Raw genomic sequence first — 15,890 nt, 5'->3', positions numbered from 1 at the left:
GCTACTCGGCCGTTGCCTGGTTCAGCGCGTCCTCTGCAGCAACCCACGAAATCATGGCGCATTTGACCCGGGCGGCGTAGCGGGCCACGCCTTCGAACGCGGCGGCGTCTCCCAGAATCTCTGGATCCGCCTGCACCTTTCCACGCGAGCGGAGGACTTCGCGGAAGTTATCGATCACGGCGTGCAGTTCTTCGACCGACATTCCTTCGCCAAGGTCTGTCAACACTGAGGCCGACGCCATGGAGATGGAACAGCCTGCGCCGTCCCAGCTGATCTGCTTGACCGTTCCATCGGCAACAGCCAGACGGAGCGTTACCTCGTCCCCGCAGACCGGGTTGAGTTGATGGGATTGCCCGGTTGACGTGCCCGTTGGGGCTTCCGTGTCTGCGAGCCCGCTGCCGTGCCGCTGCTTGGAGTGGTCCAGGATGATCTGCTGGTACAGCTGGTCAAGACTCATGGTGCTGGTTACCCGTTCGTGGAAGTTTGTGGGGAGCGGCTGCGGTGCTGCCGCAAGAATCAGGCCTGGAAATAGGCCCGAACGCCAGACACGGCGTCAAGGAAGGCGTCGACGTCGTCCGTGGTGTTGTAAAGGTACGTACTTGCCCGAGTGGTGGCAGTCAGCCCCAAGCGGCGGTGAAGTGGCTGGGCGCAATGGTGGCCGACGCGGACGGCGATGCCGCGATCGTCAAGGAACTGGCCGACGTCGTGGGCATGGACACCGGCGACGTCGAACGCGGCCAGTCCGATGCGTTCCGCACCGGAAGCAGGACCCACCACGCGGATGCCGTCGATGCCCTCAAGTCCCTTAACCAGTCGCTGACCCAACGTGGCTTCCCACGCATGGATGCGGTCGATCCCGGTTTCGGACAGATAGTTAATGGCTGTGGCAAGGGCAACCGCCTGGGAGATGCGCTGGGTCCCGGCTTCGAAGCGCTGTGGAGCAGGCAAGTATTCGGCGCGTTCCATAGTGACCGTGGTGATCATGGAGCCACCGGTGAGGAATGGCGGGAGGACGTCCAGGAGTTCCTGCTTGCCGTACAGGACGCCGACGCCCGTGGGAGCGAGCATCTTATGGCCCGAGAATACCGCGAAGTCGACGTCCAGGTCCTTGACGTCAATGGGCATGTGAGGCACTGATTGGCAAGCATCCAGGACCACCAACGCACCCACGCGTCGGGCGAGAGCCACGAGTTCGGCAACCGGGTTGATGGTTCCCAGGACGTTGGAGGCGTGGGTGAAAGCCAGCAAGCGGGTCCGCTCCCCCACGATCTCTTCCGCGGCGTCCAGGCGAAGGCTGCCAGCATCGGTGATGGGAATGTACTTGAGTGTGGCTCCGGTCCGGAAAGCGAGCTCCTGCCAGGGGATCAGGTTGGCGTGATGCTCCATCTCCGTGACCACGATTTCGTCCCCGGGGCCGATGGCCAGCTCCTTCAACGCCGAACTGCCCCGGCCCTGTGCAGCCCACAAAGCGGCGTTGGACAACGCATAGCTGATGAGGTTCAGGCCCTCCGTGGCGTTGGACGTCCACACGGTTTCCTCGTACTGGGCACCAATAAAGTCCGCGACGGTTTGGCGGGCGTCCTCGAAAACCTCAGTCGCGCTCACCGCAAGTTGGTGCGCGCCACGGTGTACCGCGGCATTGCGTTGCTCGTAGAACTCCTGCTCGGCCTCTATCACGCTCAAAGGGTTCTGCGACGTGGCCCCGGAATCGAGATAGATCAACGGCTTTCCGTTGACCAGTTGGTCCAGGACCGGGAAGTCGTTCCGGATCCGCAGCACCTCCGCATTGTCCATGGCAGGAACCACGGACTGCTGCAGTGAGGCGGGAGTTGATACGACTGTCAAGGGGCGCTCCTTGGAAATCCTTCAGGGACACTCAATTATCCCACGGCGCGACCTCCCCGGAGATGTGCCGTTCAGCACGTCAATGTCCTGCAGTACCGGGCAGCCATCCCAGCGGCGGAGCAACATCATTGTCGAAAGCCCCGTGCAGCCGCTCCATCAGCGTCCAGGCGCGGCGGCTTGCCGCGCCGCGGGTCCTGGCTTCGTAGCCACTGGCCGCCCGGGCGTAACAGAGGGCCGCCTGTGCGAATTGCCGGTCCCCGGAAAGGCTCCTGCCAGCAGATTCAAGCAACCTGGGGTCATTACCCAGCAAAGCCGATGCGAAGGTTCCCGTCGCCGCCGCGCCAGCGCCCTGCAACGAGGCGGCAAGCTCACTAAGGCGGCGCTGCACTACAAGGTCCTCGACGGCGGACCTGCTTGCGTTGAGCATCATGAGGGTCAACGCCTCGGCTTCCATCAAAGGACTTTGCCGGTCATGGAATGCCTCGGCTACCGCAAACAAATGGCCGGGCTTGCGCGAAACCTTGTCCTGGGCTGCCGCCACGAACAGGGCGCTGAGCTGCGGCAACAGGCCCTTGTCAGTTGGGTCGACTGCGTCCTTTGCCGCCACCAAGCTCTGCTGCACCCTTGCCGTGGCCTGCTCCGAATCACCGCACAGCGCCGCGGAGTACGCCAGCATCGCCGATGCCAGCTGCAGAACCGGCGGCAGGCCGGAGTCGTGCAGTTCAGCCACAACGGGTTCAAGGGTTCGCAACGCGGCACGGGGAAGGCCTTGGCTGAGCTGGGCATATCCCCGCGCTACGTCCAGGCACCATGCCACCTGCGCTGGCACCGCGTAGGCCCAGGGGCAATCCAGGAGGGCATCCAACTGGCTCCATGACAGGTTATGCCGCAGGCAGACCACGTGGCGGAGCAGGACGCCTGGCCGGAACATCTCCAGCACGGGGTCGGCGCCGATGGCGGTGATGGCTACGGAAGACTTTTCCAGCGCTTGGGGAGCGTCCCCGGAAAGCAGGAGTTGCTCGGCCTGGTGGACATTCCACATGACCCGGGCGGCTGGATCCGAGGGTGCCGCCGGCCCATGCGCCCCGCCGTCGGGCTTCAGCGGCATGGGTGAGGCCGCCCCCAGAAGGCTCAATGCCATCAACCGACGTGCAGCGTCGGCCTGCACCTCCGGCTGCGATCCTTCACCCTCCAACTCGCGCAACTCCGGTGCTGCTTCCTTGAGTTGGCCCTCAGCAATGAGTGCCCTGGCGCGGAGCATCCTGGCTTCATCCCGGTGGCCTGGACCGTTGACGCCCACCGAAGCCCTGATGGCAAGCTCAGCGGTGGACGGTTTGTCAGCGGCGGGGGCTGCGGCCAGGATGAGTTCATCGGAGAGGCTCAGCCCGGAATCGAGGGTCCACGTCATCCACCGCAGCATGGCGGGCGCGGAATCCGCCGTCAGTCCCGGCTCCTCGATGCCAAGCCGGAGCGCCGTGCTGCGGGAGCGGGGAACCGACAGCCGGATGCCCTCGCCCCTAAGCCATGAACTCGTACGGACAAGCGGCGGCCTTCCGGGCAGCACCCGGATGTGGCGTGCGTCAAGAAGGTGTTCCACAGCTTTCTGGCCGAAGCTGTGCTCAACAACATCCAAGGCCAGCGGCTCGGCGAGCGCAATAACCTCCAACGCCTTCAATTCTTCCGCAGCATGGTGGGAGATATCGGCCCGGACGTGCTCAACCACCCCGGGCCATTGGCAATGTGCCCGTACGTCGATGGTCCAGTAGCCGTCGCGCTGCACCAGGAGGTGGGCGTTGCGTGCATCCTGGATCGCGAGGCAAAGGAGTCCCACGTTGAACCCGCACATCGCCGCCAGAAGACTGCTGGCGCGCCGTTGAACCTTACCGCCCAGTACGTCCTCGCACAGCGCCTGTGCCTCACTGAACGTAAAGGGAGCCAGGATGTACTGCTCCAGGAAGCCGTCTTCCCACAACTGGTACAGATCCGGCGGAAGCGGGCGGCGGCTGTCGGCCGTAGCTACCAAGGTGGCGCCGAATCCCGGCATCAGCTGCAGCAAAACCGCCAGGGACGCAGGATCGACGAAGTGGATGTCGTCCACGAGGAGGACCAATGGAGGCCGTTTAGGCTCTGGGTGACGCTTGCTTCGACGCCGTGTAACCGGTGGTGTGTACAGGTATCCTGCTGGACCGAGGCTTTGGGTGAGCGCCCGCAGGACATGAAGTCCCGGGAGGTCCGTTTGTTCGCCTGAGGGCTGTACTGCGGCGCTCAACGCACCGTAGACGGTTGTCTGGAGTTCCGCTTTGCCGGCGAAGGTGCGGACGTCCATGGAGTCTTGTAGTCCTGCTTTGATGGAGAGCAACAAATGGCTCTTTCCAGATCCGCTGTCGCCGATCACAACTATGCCGTTGGTGGAAGGAGAGGGTACTGCTGCGAGGATCAGATCCAGGATCTGTTTCCGGTCCGGGAATGTTGGCGGCCTCAGCCCGACTGTAACAGTGTCTTCGTCCAGCCAGGGGTCCGGCAACATGCGCACTCCAATAGCAGCAGTCCCTTGGTCCGGGAGAATTTAGGCTTTCCGCGATTTTGCGGGATCCCTGGCCTAGAAGCCGGCGACGGCTGGGGGGAGAGTCTCGGTCTCAGAAGACTCTGTCGCCGCCGGCTTCGTCCAGGGCCGGACCGCCTCTCGGCGGCCGGAGCATCGGCTCAAAGAGACCACCGATGCGGTATTTCGATTTTGGAATTCGGGGGATGCTTGGGGCTTTCCTTCCTTCCAAGATCAGTTAACCGCGTGCCGGAAATCAGAACACCAGTAATCGGTACTCGATTAGTAGGACGGTTTCCGGGCCCCGATACTCTGTTGTACTCAGTCCTTTGAACGGGCACTACTTGGTCCGGGCAGGGGTGGCGCGCGAGTTACTCCATTGATTGGTGATAATTGGTGAAATGCCGCAACCACGTGGTGTTTACGGGCGCCCGGGGCTACTCAAATGGCCGCGCGTCAATTGCGGACAGCGGCCCCAAGGTCCTCGCGCCGGCGGATGCCCAGCTTGGCGTAGCTGCGGTATAAGTGACCCTCCACTGTGCGGACGGAGACCATGAGTTTCTCTGCGATCTGCCGGTCAGTGAGCCCGGAAACGGCGAGCGCCACAATATCCTGTTCCCGCCGGGTCAGTGGCACGGAACGGTCTACCTCGGTGTGGGGGTCGTGGAGCTGTGCGTCGCCCAGGCTGGCCTCGCTGACGTCGCGCAACACGGCCGCCTGCCGCGCCTCGGGCCGTTTGCCCTCTGCGTCAAAGGCAATGGCAGCTCTATCGAAAGCTGTCGCCGCTGGCCCTGGCATGCCTCCGGCGGCCAGCAGGTTGCCAGCGTTGACGAATGCTTCGCCGGCGCCGTTCACTTGGGCGGTCGCCAACGTGTGCCAGCCGCCTGCCCACGCCCCAGCCATTGACGAGGCAGTTTCCTGGATGGCTTCCATGACCTGCACGTCCCCCAGCTCTGCCCTGAGGACCAGGTTTTGGAGCAGGACACCCGGAAGCTGATGCAGGTGCGTGGAATCAGGGAGGCTCCGCAGTCTTTCCAGCCCTGATCCTTTGTTCACATACTCCTTGGCGGCCAGGGTGAAGATCTCAGCCAGGGCTTCAACATAGGCGCCGCCTGCAGCCGGGATCAACGCTGTATCCACGGACAGGCGTTGGGCCAGTTCATTGTTTCCTGACCGGGCTGCAGCATAGAACGCCAGCGCGTTGCCTAGGCGGCGCAACCTCTGCGGGTCCTTCACACGGAGGGCCTCCACCGCGGGAGTCAGCTCAGCGCTTGCTTGTTCCAAACGTCCCTGCCGAAGCAAGGACAATCCTTTGATCGCCTGGATATCACCACCGAACGTTATGAGCCCCATGGCGGAGCTGGCTGCGTAGCGGTTCAGGGCAGTCTCGGCTGCCGCCCAATCCCCGGACTCCAGCGCGGCCAAGGCATAGCGGACCAGGATGAAGTCGGTGAAGTACAGGAGGTCGTCATGGTGTTCATCCAGCAACACCAGCGCTTCCCGGCCCATCTCCAAGGCCTGCACGGCCTGGCCCTCCACCGTCAGAAGCTCGCACTGCATGGCCAGCAGGAAAAGCTGGTTCATGACGAAATCCGGTTCGTCCACGGCCAGACCTGCCTGGAACGTGGCAAGTCCCTCACGAAGCTCCCCATAGCGGCCGTCATGGGCCAGCGCCGCCAATTCCAAAGCTGCCGCATGGCGTCGGATCTGCTGGACCACAGGGTCCTGCGCGCTGAGGCCCGCCACCAGTGCGTCAGCGGCAGAGTGGGCGTCAGCCAGGATGTCGCCCGAGCTGTCCCCCATTGCGGACCTTGCAGCCCCCCACAGCAATCCAGCGCCCAAGGGCCCGGACGGATCGGCGTCCAGGAACCCGGCATCTTCTCCGAGCAGTTTCACGGCACTGCGGTAGTCGCCGTCGTTGTATTTGACCATTGCCATCACGGCACGGGCACGGGGGCGCAGCGCTTCGGAGCGAACCTTGGCAGCGGCCTCCAGCGCGAGTGGATTCTGCAGCAGTTTCGCGGCAAGGAACGCTGCCCGCAGCAGCTGTTCGTCGTCGACGTCGGCACCACAGTCCAGCGCCCAACTCACCATTCGGAGCAGACCCTCCGCCGTGGATGGCTCCGCGGGCAGGTGCTGGACCATGCGCTGGCGGATCTGGAGGCTACGGGCGGGCGAAACGATGTGGCGAAGCGCCTCACCATACATCGGGTGCCACATTTTCAGCGGACTCCCGGCGCCATTGCTGGAAATCACGAGCCTGTTGTCCATCAGCGAGCGCAGCGTATCCCTGCCCACAAGCGCGTCGAGTACGGCCGCGGGGACCGGTTCGGACAAGGCGATAATGTACATCGCCTCCCGTTCAGCCTCGCTGGTTCGCAGGACTCTGTTCCGAACCACCTCAGAGAGGCCCTCGCCGGTGCCGGAGAGGGCCCTCGTGAGGAACCAGACGCCATTTCGACGCACCAGGTTTCCGTCCGTTCTTGAGTCTTCCAAGAGGCAACGGAGCAACAGGGGGTTGCCCTCCGAGACAGCATGTAAAACATCTGTGGTGCTTGCCATGACCGAGCCCCCTAATGTTTTCCCGGCGAGCTCGGCCACTTCTTCCTTTTCCAGCGGATGGAGTTCGAATCGCTCCGCCAGGCCGTCGTACCAGAGCTGGAGCAGGGCAGGAGGAAGTCCTGGCCGAGGCCTGCTGGTCGCCACGAGCCTCGCCCAGCCGGCCGTCACCAATTCGGCCAGAATCTGTGTGCTGGCCTCATCGAGATCATGGGCGTCGTCTACAACCAGAAGGAGCCTTGCACCTTCGCTTCCCCGCCTTTTCTCGAACTGGGACCAAAACTCGCGCAGGATCGCCACCGGCGAGGTGGCTTGTTCCACAGGCAGGTCCAGGAGATAGGGCGCCAAGACACCGAAAGGAACAGCGGACAGCGCGGGACTTCCGTGGATCCGCATCACTACCATTTCGCCGGCCAAGCGCGCGGCGATCTCTGCGGCCATGGCCGTTTTGCCGATGCCGGGATCGGCAAGGAGCAGGACGGCGCCCGCCCCCTCCTGCCTCAATATTTCAGTTGCGAGATCCAACTCCGCGTCCCTGCCAACAAGGTGCTCAGCCTGCATGGGCACGCACCCGGTTGACGGAAACTACACTCCTCGACTCACAGGAGACCATTGAGCTCGCCTCGCGATGAGACGCCGAGTTTGGTAAACACTTGGTACAGGTGCCCTTCGACCGTCCGCACAGACACCCCAATATCCATAGCGATTTCACGATTGCTGACACCCTTTCCGGCCAGTTTGGCAATTTGCCGTTCGCGCTCGGTCAACACCGGCGCGTCACTGCGTGGTTGGATCGGCAACGCCGAGACCGATTGTTCCAGTCGCTCAAGCCTAAGCTGCGCGGTCCTGGCAGCAGTGGTTTCGCCGGCATCACGGGCAAAATCAAGGGCGATAGCCACGCATCTGGCTTCGACAACCAACAAGTCCAAGGCCGCGGCGGCATCGGCGGCGGCCAGAAGAGTACGGGAACTCCTATTCAGGGATCCCCGCGCAAGATCACGGGAGATCTCTGCCAACGGGCCCTGGCGGTTTTCGGCAATCTCTTGCAGCAATCTGTACTCGGCGTCCGTGCCCTCCACGGTTGCCCCGAAGAGGCAGATCCCGGCAGTTGTGAAGCGCTGCTTGGCAACGTCCTGATGGACCCTGGCCAGCAGCCGCTGTTTGACGTCCGGATCCCCCATCCATCGCCCTGCCATTTCAGCGCAGAACTCGGCAACGGACTCGGAGAAATAGGTTCCAACACCCCGGCAGGTGCGGTACAGGTCAAGGTAACGTCCGGCTTCGAGTGAATTCCCCAGCTGGGCATAGGCGAAGGCGGTAGCTGCATAGGCAACCTTCACCATGTTCATTGCCGGCCGGAGCTCAAGCTGGGCGGCGGCGGAACGCAGGGGCTCGATCGCGCAAGAAGGTTTCCCGGCGTAAGCGTACGCAAGGCCCACGCCCAGTTCGGTGATTGCACCCCGGTACTGCAGGCGCGAAGGCGTGGAGGGCGTCCGCCGCATGAGCTCGATGCATTTCCGCCATTGTCCGGACAGCAGCAGCACTCCGAAAGCTTGCCGGGCGAAAGACTCCTCCAACTGCGCCGGCCTGTCATTGTTCCCCAGCTGCCGGGACACAGTACGTGCCAATTGCTGCGCCTCCAGTTCCCGGCCCATCACGCAGCGGGCTTCAATGAGGCAAAAGGCGGACTTGAGCCAGTGTTCCCGGTCCATGGCCGGGTCCTTGGCCAGTTCCTCTTCCAGGTCCTCGGCCACAGTTGCGTACTCGCCCATATACGTCTGGTATTCGTAGTTGCAAAGCAGGAGGCGGTTCCGGGCCCGCGTGATCATCTCCGGTGGGTATTTCTCCGGATTCGAAACCATGGCTTCCAAGGTTTCACCCGCTGCCGCGATCACTCCGGGCACCATTGCCGAGCGGCCGTCAATCCATGTCATGGCCTGGCATTTAGCCGCCGTTACTTCTGCAAACTCCATTGGGTCCAAAGCTGTTATGTGTGCCTCTGACACCTCATCCAAAGCCTGAGCCGCGTGCAGGGGCAGATCCAGCATGAGGTAGGCAGCCGACCGTAGGCGCTGCCCCGGCACCCATTCAGGATCTTTCGGATCAAGGGAGAGCGTGCATTGGATGGCAAAGTTGGGGTCGTAATCATCCAGGGCCGCCCGTCCTGCTGCCAGCGCGTGAGCGGGCGACGGCGACGGTTCGTCCTCGCAGGCATGCATCCACGCGGCGTAGCTCAGCAAATCCTGCGGAGCCAACCCACCCAGCTCCGGCTCCTTGGGTCCAAGAAGCATCAGCCTCAGCTCGCGACGGCGCCGGGTACTCAGCCAGCCCCGAACAACCTCGCCCACGTAGGCATCGCGAAGGGAAACCCAGTGCTCGCCGTTCCGGTCGACGTTGAGCAGCCCGGATTCCTCCATCTCCACCAGCACTTCCGTGCCAAAGATCGCAGCCAGATCCACCAGAGTCGCGCGCTGCGCGCAAGCGAGGACCTCGACGACGGTCCGGTTGGCCTGCGGTTCGCGCGCAAGCCTGGAACGGACAAAGTCCTCCACAACAGTGGCGCCCTCAAGCTTGATCCGGTCCCTGAGCGTCCACACGGAATCGTTGAGGACCAGGTTGCCGGAATGGCGCTGCTGATCCAGCAGCGCGTGCAGGAGCATCGGATTCCCACCGACGGCGGAGTGGAGTGAGCCAACCAGGGTCGAGGAAACGTAGTGGCCCAGCACCGAACCGAGAACCTGCTTCGTCTGTTCTTCGCTGAGCGTGTTCAGATGGACTTCGCCCAGTTGCTCCTCAAGTACCAGCCGATGAAAATCAGCGGGGAGATCGCTGGAGCGTTGAACGGTGGCGATCACCTTTGCCGTTCCAGTGGCCATCAGATTCAGCAGCACGCCCGTGCTCATGGGATCCATACCGCCGGCATTGTCCACGATGAAAACAGTCTGGCGGCCCGCGGCTTCTGTACGGATCAGGGTGGTAATCGCGTGGAGAATGCCCGTGGGCGAACTGACGGCCTCGGACGGCAGTCTCGCCAGGAGGAATCCGAGGCACCCGTAGGGAGTCTGGCCATTGGCGACTGTGTTGCGCAATTGCAGGCTGTGGATTTTGGGGCCCAGCGAGGAAATAACTGCCCGGGCAAGGCCCGACTTGCCGATTCCCCGTTCGCCCGTGAGCACCACACCGTACGATTCCGGAGACTCAAGGTGCTTGGTGGCCCGGGACAGATCCTGGCTCCTGGCCAACAATGACCATGTTTGCCGATCGGATGGACCGCCAACAAGGTCCGGGGCCGCAGCCCTCGCTGCGCCTCCACCGCCTCTGCTTAGCAACTCCGCCGACATTCGCATCCTTCGCTACAACATCCGCGACGGTCCCCCACCGCTTACCTGCGTACCATGCACACTACCTCCGGGCGCCGACAGTTTGTAGGGCTAAGGGCGCCTCGTATCATCAGGCTTTCCTCAGGCTTTCCTCAAGATTTGCTCAAGATCTTGCGGCATGATGCTTCTGCTGCGCCGCCAACAGCCCCTCATTGACCAGCAGTTCCACGGCGTCGGCCGCCTCATCCAGCAGAAATGGCAATTCCTTCTTCTCGGCCGTTGCAAAATCCCGCAGCACAAAGTCCGCGGTATCCATACGTCCGGGAGGCCGGCCCACCCCTACTCGCACGCGTAAATAGTCCTTTGTTGCCAGCGCCTTGGAGATATCGCGGAGGCCGTTATGACCACCCTCGCCGCCACCTATCTTGAGCTTGACCGTGTTGAAGGGGATGTCGATCTCATCGTGGACAGCAATCACGTGGTCCGGCACGATGTCGAAGAATTTGCTCAAGCCCGCCACAGGACCACCCGAAACGTTCATGTACGTCATCGGCTTGGCCAGCACAACCCGGGGCCCGCCAACCCCCAGCCGACCCTCCACTACCTGCGCCCTGGCCTTGTGGGTCTTGAACTTGCCGCCCATCCGCGACGCCAGCTCGTCAAGCACCATCTGGCCCACGTTGTGCCGGTTGTCGCTGTACTCACTACCGGGGTTGCCAAGGCCAACTATCAGCCAGGTGTCAGTCATGGTCTCATCCTAGGGAATCTGGTCAGGAAATCCGGTCAGCCAATCCGCTGGGCGAATTTTTCCGGCCGGGTATCGGGATCGCGAAGGCTCGCGGAATTACGCGGGAGGGGAAGAAGAAAGTGGCCGGGACCCAAGGGGACCCGGCCACTCAAAAAGCGTTTGCCTTATGCAGGCAAAGACTACTCAGCCGCTTCTGCGGTGGTTTCTTCTTCAGCTTCAGAAGCGGTCTCGGCGATACGGACCACCAGGGTGTCGCCTTCAGTGAGCAGGGTGGAACCCTTCGGCAGGACGAGGTCCGATGCGTGGATGTTCTCGCCAGCCTTGCGGCCTTCGATGTCAACCTCGACGGCGGTGGGCACGTGGGTTGCCTCGGCCTCAAGGGAAACCGTGGTGGCTTCGAGGCTGGCAACAGCACCCGGAGCAACTTCACCGGAAACGTGGACGGCGATGTCGACAGTAACCTTCTCGCCGGCCTGGACGGTCTGGAGGTCAACGTGCTCGATGATCTGCTTAACCGGGTCGCGCTGGATGTCCTTGACGAGCGTCAGGTGCTGCTCGCCGTCGACGTCGATTGCCAGCAGGGCGTTGGAAACGCGGACAGCGAGCGTGGTGGCGCGGCCGGGCAGGTTGATGTGGATCGGCTCTGCGCCGTGGCCGTAGATGACAGCCGGGATCTGGCCGGCCATGCGTGCACGGCGGGCAAAACCCTTGCCGAATTCGGTGCGCAGTTCTGCGGTGAGCTTCTGCTCAGACATGTGTACTCCTTGATTACTGTGGCGTCCGGGAAACTCCGGACAAGTCGATCAGCAAGGGCGGAGGTCTGTGGACCTTCTACGCCCGGCGACCGTTGCTGTCCAGCAGCAAGCCCGCCTGTGTCGAAGGAGATGCAGACCCAGTCGATAACGGAGACCCGCAATTCCGGTTCAAAACTCGCACCGGATGTGCTCTCCCTCGCCAAGGTATCCCCAAGAGTTTACCAGCGGATACCTGCATTACTGAAAACGGGCCATCCACACGCCCGGAGGCGGCGGATGACCCGTCATGTCAGTAGTCCGGCGTCAGGCTTTGCCGTCGAACAGGCTGGTGACCGAACCGTCGTCGAACACTTCACGAATGGCACGCGCGATCAACGGTGCGATGGACAGCACCGTGAGCTGCGGGAAACGCTTCTCTGCCGGGATGGGCAGGGTGTTGGTGACAACCACTTCGCGCGCGCCCGAATCAGCGAGGCGCTGCGCTGCCGGGTCCGAGAAAACGGCGTGCGTGCAAGCGATGATGACATCCTTGGCGCCAGCGTTCTTCAGGACCTGGACGGCGCCGGAGATGGTTCCACCGGTGTCGATCATGTCGTCAATGAGCACGCAGGTGCGGCCTTCAACCTGGCCAACAACGGTCTTGGAGACGGCCTGGTTGGGCACGGTGAGGTCGCGGCTCTTGTGAACGAACGCCAGCGGGGCACCGCCCAGGCGTTCCGCCCACTGCTCGGCGACACGGACGCGGCCGGTGTCCGGCGAAACAACGGTGATGTTGTCCGCCTCCACCTTGGTGCGGATGTAGTCGGCCAGCAGCGGGATCGCCATCAGGTGGTCAACGGGGCCATCGAAGAAGCCCTGGATCTGGGAGGTGTGCAGGTCCACGGACATGATGCGGTCCGCGCCGGCGGTCTTGTACAGGTCCGCTACCAGGCGGGCGGAAATGGGCTCGCGGCCGCGGCCCTTCTTGTCCTGGCGGGAGTACGGGTAGAACGGTGAAACAACCGTGATCCTCTTGGCAGAGGCGCGCTTGAGGGAATCGATCATGATCAACTGCTCCATAAGCCAGTTGTTCAGCGGGGCCGGGTGCGCCTGGATGACGAACGCATCCGTGCCGCGGACACTCTCAGCGGAACGGACGTAGATTTCCCCGTTGGCGAAGTCATAGGCGTCGATGGGCAGGAGCTCGGTCTCCAGCTCCTTCGCGATTTCCTGCGCCAGCTCCGGATGTGCCCTTCCGGCGGCGAGAATCAATTTCTTCTCGCCGTGTGCGGTAATTTCGCTCATGCCTATTTGCCCTCTTCTGTGGTTGCTGGGGATTGTGAGGAATTGGAGGCGGGGGTCAGCAGGGAATCCTGCGCGGCCTGGGCCAGTTTCGCTGAGACGGTGCCAGGGCGGTTGGCCTGCACCCAGCCTTCGGCGTTTCGCTGTGCGGCAAGGCTAACTGCGAGGGCTCCCGCGGGGACGTCCTTGCGGATGACTGCACCGGCACCGCTGTAAGCGCCGTCACCCACGGTCACGGGAGCTACGAAGACAGTGTTTGAACCAGTCCGCACGCCCGAGCCGATCACCGTGCGGTGCTTCTTCTCGCCGTCGTAATTGGCCGTGATGTTGCCGCAGCCGATGTTGGTGTCCTCGCCAATTTCAGCGTCACCTGCATAACCGAGGTGCGACAGCTTGGAACCACGGCCGATGGTCACGTTCTTGGTTTCGTAGAAGGCGCCGATCTTGCCCGTCTCCCCCAGCACTGTGCCGGGGCGAAGGTACGTGAACGGTCCAACACTTGCACCGGCACCGATCGTGGAACCCGAGCCATGCGTGCGGGTCACCTTGGCACCTTCGCCCACATTGACGTCGGTCAGCGTGGTATCGGGACCCACGACGGCGTCCCTCGCCACGGTGGTGGAACCGTGCAGTTGCGTATTGGGCAGCAAGCGGACGTCTTCATCGAGCCTGACCGTGGAGTCGATCCAGGTGGTGGACGGATCCACGACGGTCACGCCCGCCCGCATCCAGGACTCGACGATGCGGCGGTTAAGCTCGGCTCCGAGGGCGGAAAGCTGGATGCGGTCGTTGGCGCCCTCAACCTGCCAGCGGTCCTGGGTGACGACGGCGGCAACCCGGCCACCGGCGTCGCGCGCCAGCCCGAGGACATCCGTGAGGTACATCTCGCCCTGAGCGTTCTCAGTGGTGACCTGCGTCAGCGCGTCGCGGAGCACAGCGGCGTCGAAGGCGTAAATGCCGGAGTTGACCTCAAGGATGGTGTGCTCGGCTTCGCTTGCATCCTTGTGCTCGCGGATGCCGGTTACCGTGCCGTCTTCGGCACGCAGGATGCGGCCGTAGCCCGAGGCGTCGTCCAATACCGCAGTGAGCACCGTTACGGCGTTGGCCTGGGCTTCATGCGTTGCCACGAGCTCACTGAGCAATTCGCCGGTCAGCAAAGGCACATCTCCGTAGGTGACAACCACGGTGCCGGTAAGTTCTGCTTCGGCGTCGAGGGCCTTGAGGGCAACCTCCACAGCGCGTCCCGTGCCGGGGATCTCGTCCTGGTCAACGATCACGGCTTCCGGATCCAGCGCGGAGACGTGTTCTGCCACGCGATCGCGCTCGTGCCGGACAACAAGGGCAAGTTTGAGGGGGTTGATGGAACGGGCGGCGAGGAGGGCGTGGCCCACCATGGAGAGGCCGCCGATTTCGTGGAGAATCTTGGGAGTCCGCGATTTCATTCGCGTCCCGGCACCTGCAGCCAAGACGATGACTGCTGCGGGACCGGTGGTTTCGGGGCTCACGTACTGGCTCTCCTTGCTCGGTTTTATCCCGGGTAACCCGGCTTCGGAATGCTGCCATTCCAACTATGGACCCAGGCACCGTTCGAGCTGTTCCAGGTACAGAGTGGAGCGCATTTTCCGACCGTTCCGCCCATAGGATTCGAACCTATACTCCACGGCTCCAAAGGCCGGGGTGCTGCCATTACACCAGAGCGGACCGTGCATGCTCGCACCCCCAGGCGGCAGGGCCTGACGGTCTCCCGGGTCACCGGGATGCACACACAAGAACCTAGTTTGCCATGACCTTTGCATGGTTCGCGACTTGACCCACTCTGACGGCTCTCCAGATGCCCTTTTACGGCCCGCCCCGATCAGCGGCGCGGCGGGTTAGGGCATGATGGACACGTGAGCAAGCGCACTGAACTTCCCCGGCCCGCAGCCACCCTCGAGCCTCTGGGAGACCGCCCTATACGGTTGAGGATGACGGGACAACAGCGCCGCTCCCAGCTCATCGGCATTGGCCGGGCGCACTTCGCGGCCAAGGGCCTGGACGGCACAACCATTGAAGAGATTGCCGCCAGCGCCGGCGTGTCCAAGCCGGTGATCTACGAGCATTTTGGGTCCAAGGAAGGTCTTTACCGGCAAGTTGTCGAAACCGAATTCCGGATACTCCTGGACTCCATCACCGAGGCACTGAGCACTGAGGCCAAACCCCGCGTCCTGGTGGAGCGCGCTGCACTGGCACTCCTTGGCTATATCGAAGAACGCACCGACGGCTTCCGGATCCTCATGCGCGACGCACCTCCCTCCCAGCCCGAGGGCGCCTTCTCCACACTGCTCTCCCACGTCACCGCGCGTGTGGAACACCTGCTGTCCGATGAATTCGCCCGCCGTGGATTCAGCGCTGCCGACGGCGCCATGTACGCGCAGATGCTCGTCGGAATGGTGGCGATGACGGGCCAATGGTGGCTGGACAGTCGTGAACCGGACAAACGGGCCGTTGCTGCACACTTAGTCAACCTGGCTTGGAACGGACTGACCGGGCTGCAGAAAGAACCCGAGCTCCGCTCCGACGGCTGATCCTCTCTCACTTCCCAGCCACTTTCGGGCGTTCCTCTCTCACATCCCAACCGCTTCCAGGCGTTCCTCTCTCACATCCCAACGGCTTTCGGGCGTTCCTCTCTCACATCCCAACGGCTTTCGGGCGTTCCTCTCTCACATCCCCACCGCTTCCAGGCGTTCCTCTCTCACATCCCCACCGCTTCCAGGCGTTCCTCTCTCACATCCCCACCGCTTCCAGGCGTTCCTCTCTCACATCCCCACCGCTTCCAGGCGTTCCTCTCTCACATCCCCACC

General features: G+C 63.0%; 10 protein-coding genes and 1 tRNA gene. 1 reads left to right on the top strand and 10 read right to left on the bottom strand.

All coding sequences use genetic code 11. The features are described from left to right. Position 1 precedes the first annotated feature (1 nt). From sufU to KSW38_RS20920, 10 genes are all read right to left on the bottom strand, one after another. A complete protein-coding gene (sufU, locus tag KSW38_RS20965; RefSeq protein ID WP_216926888.1) occupies positions 2–457 on the bottom strand; it encodes a Fe-S cluster assembly sulfur transfer protein SufU in 456 nt (151 codons plus the stop codon). A gap of 59 nt (positions 458–516) precedes the next feature. Further along, entirely contained in the window at positions 517–1,845 is a 1,329-nt protein-coding gene (locus KSW38_RS20960) for a cysteine desulfurase (RefSeq protein ID WP_216926887.1), read from the bottom strand. A gap of 79 nt (positions 1,846–1,924) precedes the next feature. Beyond that, entirely contained in the window at positions 1,925–4,372 is a 2,448-nt protein-coding gene (locus tag KSW38_RS20955) for an ATP-binding protein (protein WP_216926886.1), read from the bottom strand. Between the two features lie 471 nt (positions 4,373–4,843). Beyond that, a complete protein-coding gene (locus KSW38_RS20950; RefSeq protein WP_216926885.1) occupies positions 4,844–7,507 on the bottom strand; it encodes an AAA family ATPase in 2,664 nt (887 codons plus the stop codon). Between the two features lie 38 nt (positions 7,508–7,545). Next, positions 7,546–10,287 (bottom strand): helix-turn-helix transcriptional regulator, encoded by a 2,742-nt coding sequence (locus KSW38_RS20945; protein WP_216926884.1) that lies wholly within the window; start codon positions 10,285–10,287, stop codon positions 7,546–7,548. Positions 10,288–10,429: 142 nt separating this feature from the next. Beyond that, entirely contained in the window at positions 10,430–11,014 is a 585-nt protein-coding gene (gene pth, locus KSW38_RS20940) for an aminoacyl-tRNA hydrolase (RefSeq protein WP_216926883.1), read from the bottom strand. A 179-nt stretch (positions 11,015–11,193) separates the two neighbouring features. Next, positions 11,194–11,769, bottom strand: coding sequence for a 50S ribosomal protein L25/general stress protein Ctc (locus tag KSW38_RS20935; protein WP_216926882.1), 576 nt, complete (start codon positions 11,767–11,769; stop codon positions 11,194–11,196). A gap of 303 nt (positions 11,770–12,072) precedes the next feature. Continuing rightward, positions 12,073–13,053: a ribose-phosphate diphosphokinase gene (locus KSW38_RS20930; protein WP_159697849.1), complete on the bottom strand. Its 981-nt coding sequence runs from the start codon at positions 13,051–13,053 to the stop codon at positions 12,073–12,075. Positions 13,054–13,055: 2 nt separating this feature from the next. After that, positions 13,056–14,555 carry a bifunctional UDP-N-acetylglucosamine diphosphorylase/glucosamine-1-phosphate N-acetyltransferase GlmU gene (gene glmU / locus KSW38_RS20925; protein ID WP_216926881.1) on the bottom strand — a complete coding sequence of 500 codons (1,500 nt, stop codon included), beginning with the start codon at positions 14,553–14,555 and terminating at the stop codon, positions 13,056–13,058. Positions 14,556–14,679: 124 nt separating this feature from the next. Next, positions 14,680–14,751 (bottom strand) — tRNA-Gln (locus KSW38_RS20920). Positions 14,752–15,014: 263 nt separating this feature from the next. Between KSW38_RS20920 and KSW38_RS20915 the strand changes: the two genes are divergently transcribed. Further along, positions 15,015–15,614, top strand: coding sequence for a TetR/AcrR family transcriptional regulator (locus KSW38_RS20915; protein WP_216926931.1), 600 nt, complete (start codon positions 15,015–15,017; stop codon positions 15,612–15,614). Positions 15,615–15,890: the final 276 nt, after the last annotated feature.

The organism is Paenarthrobacter aromaticivorans, from assembly GCF_019038615.1.
GTDB lineage: Bacteria > Actinomycetota > Actinomycetes > Actinomycetales > Micrococcaceae > Arthrobacter > Arthrobacter aromaticivorans.
The sequence above is the reverse complement of the archived record's forward strand: the minus strand, read 5'-3'. Positions and strand labels throughout refer to the sequence as shown.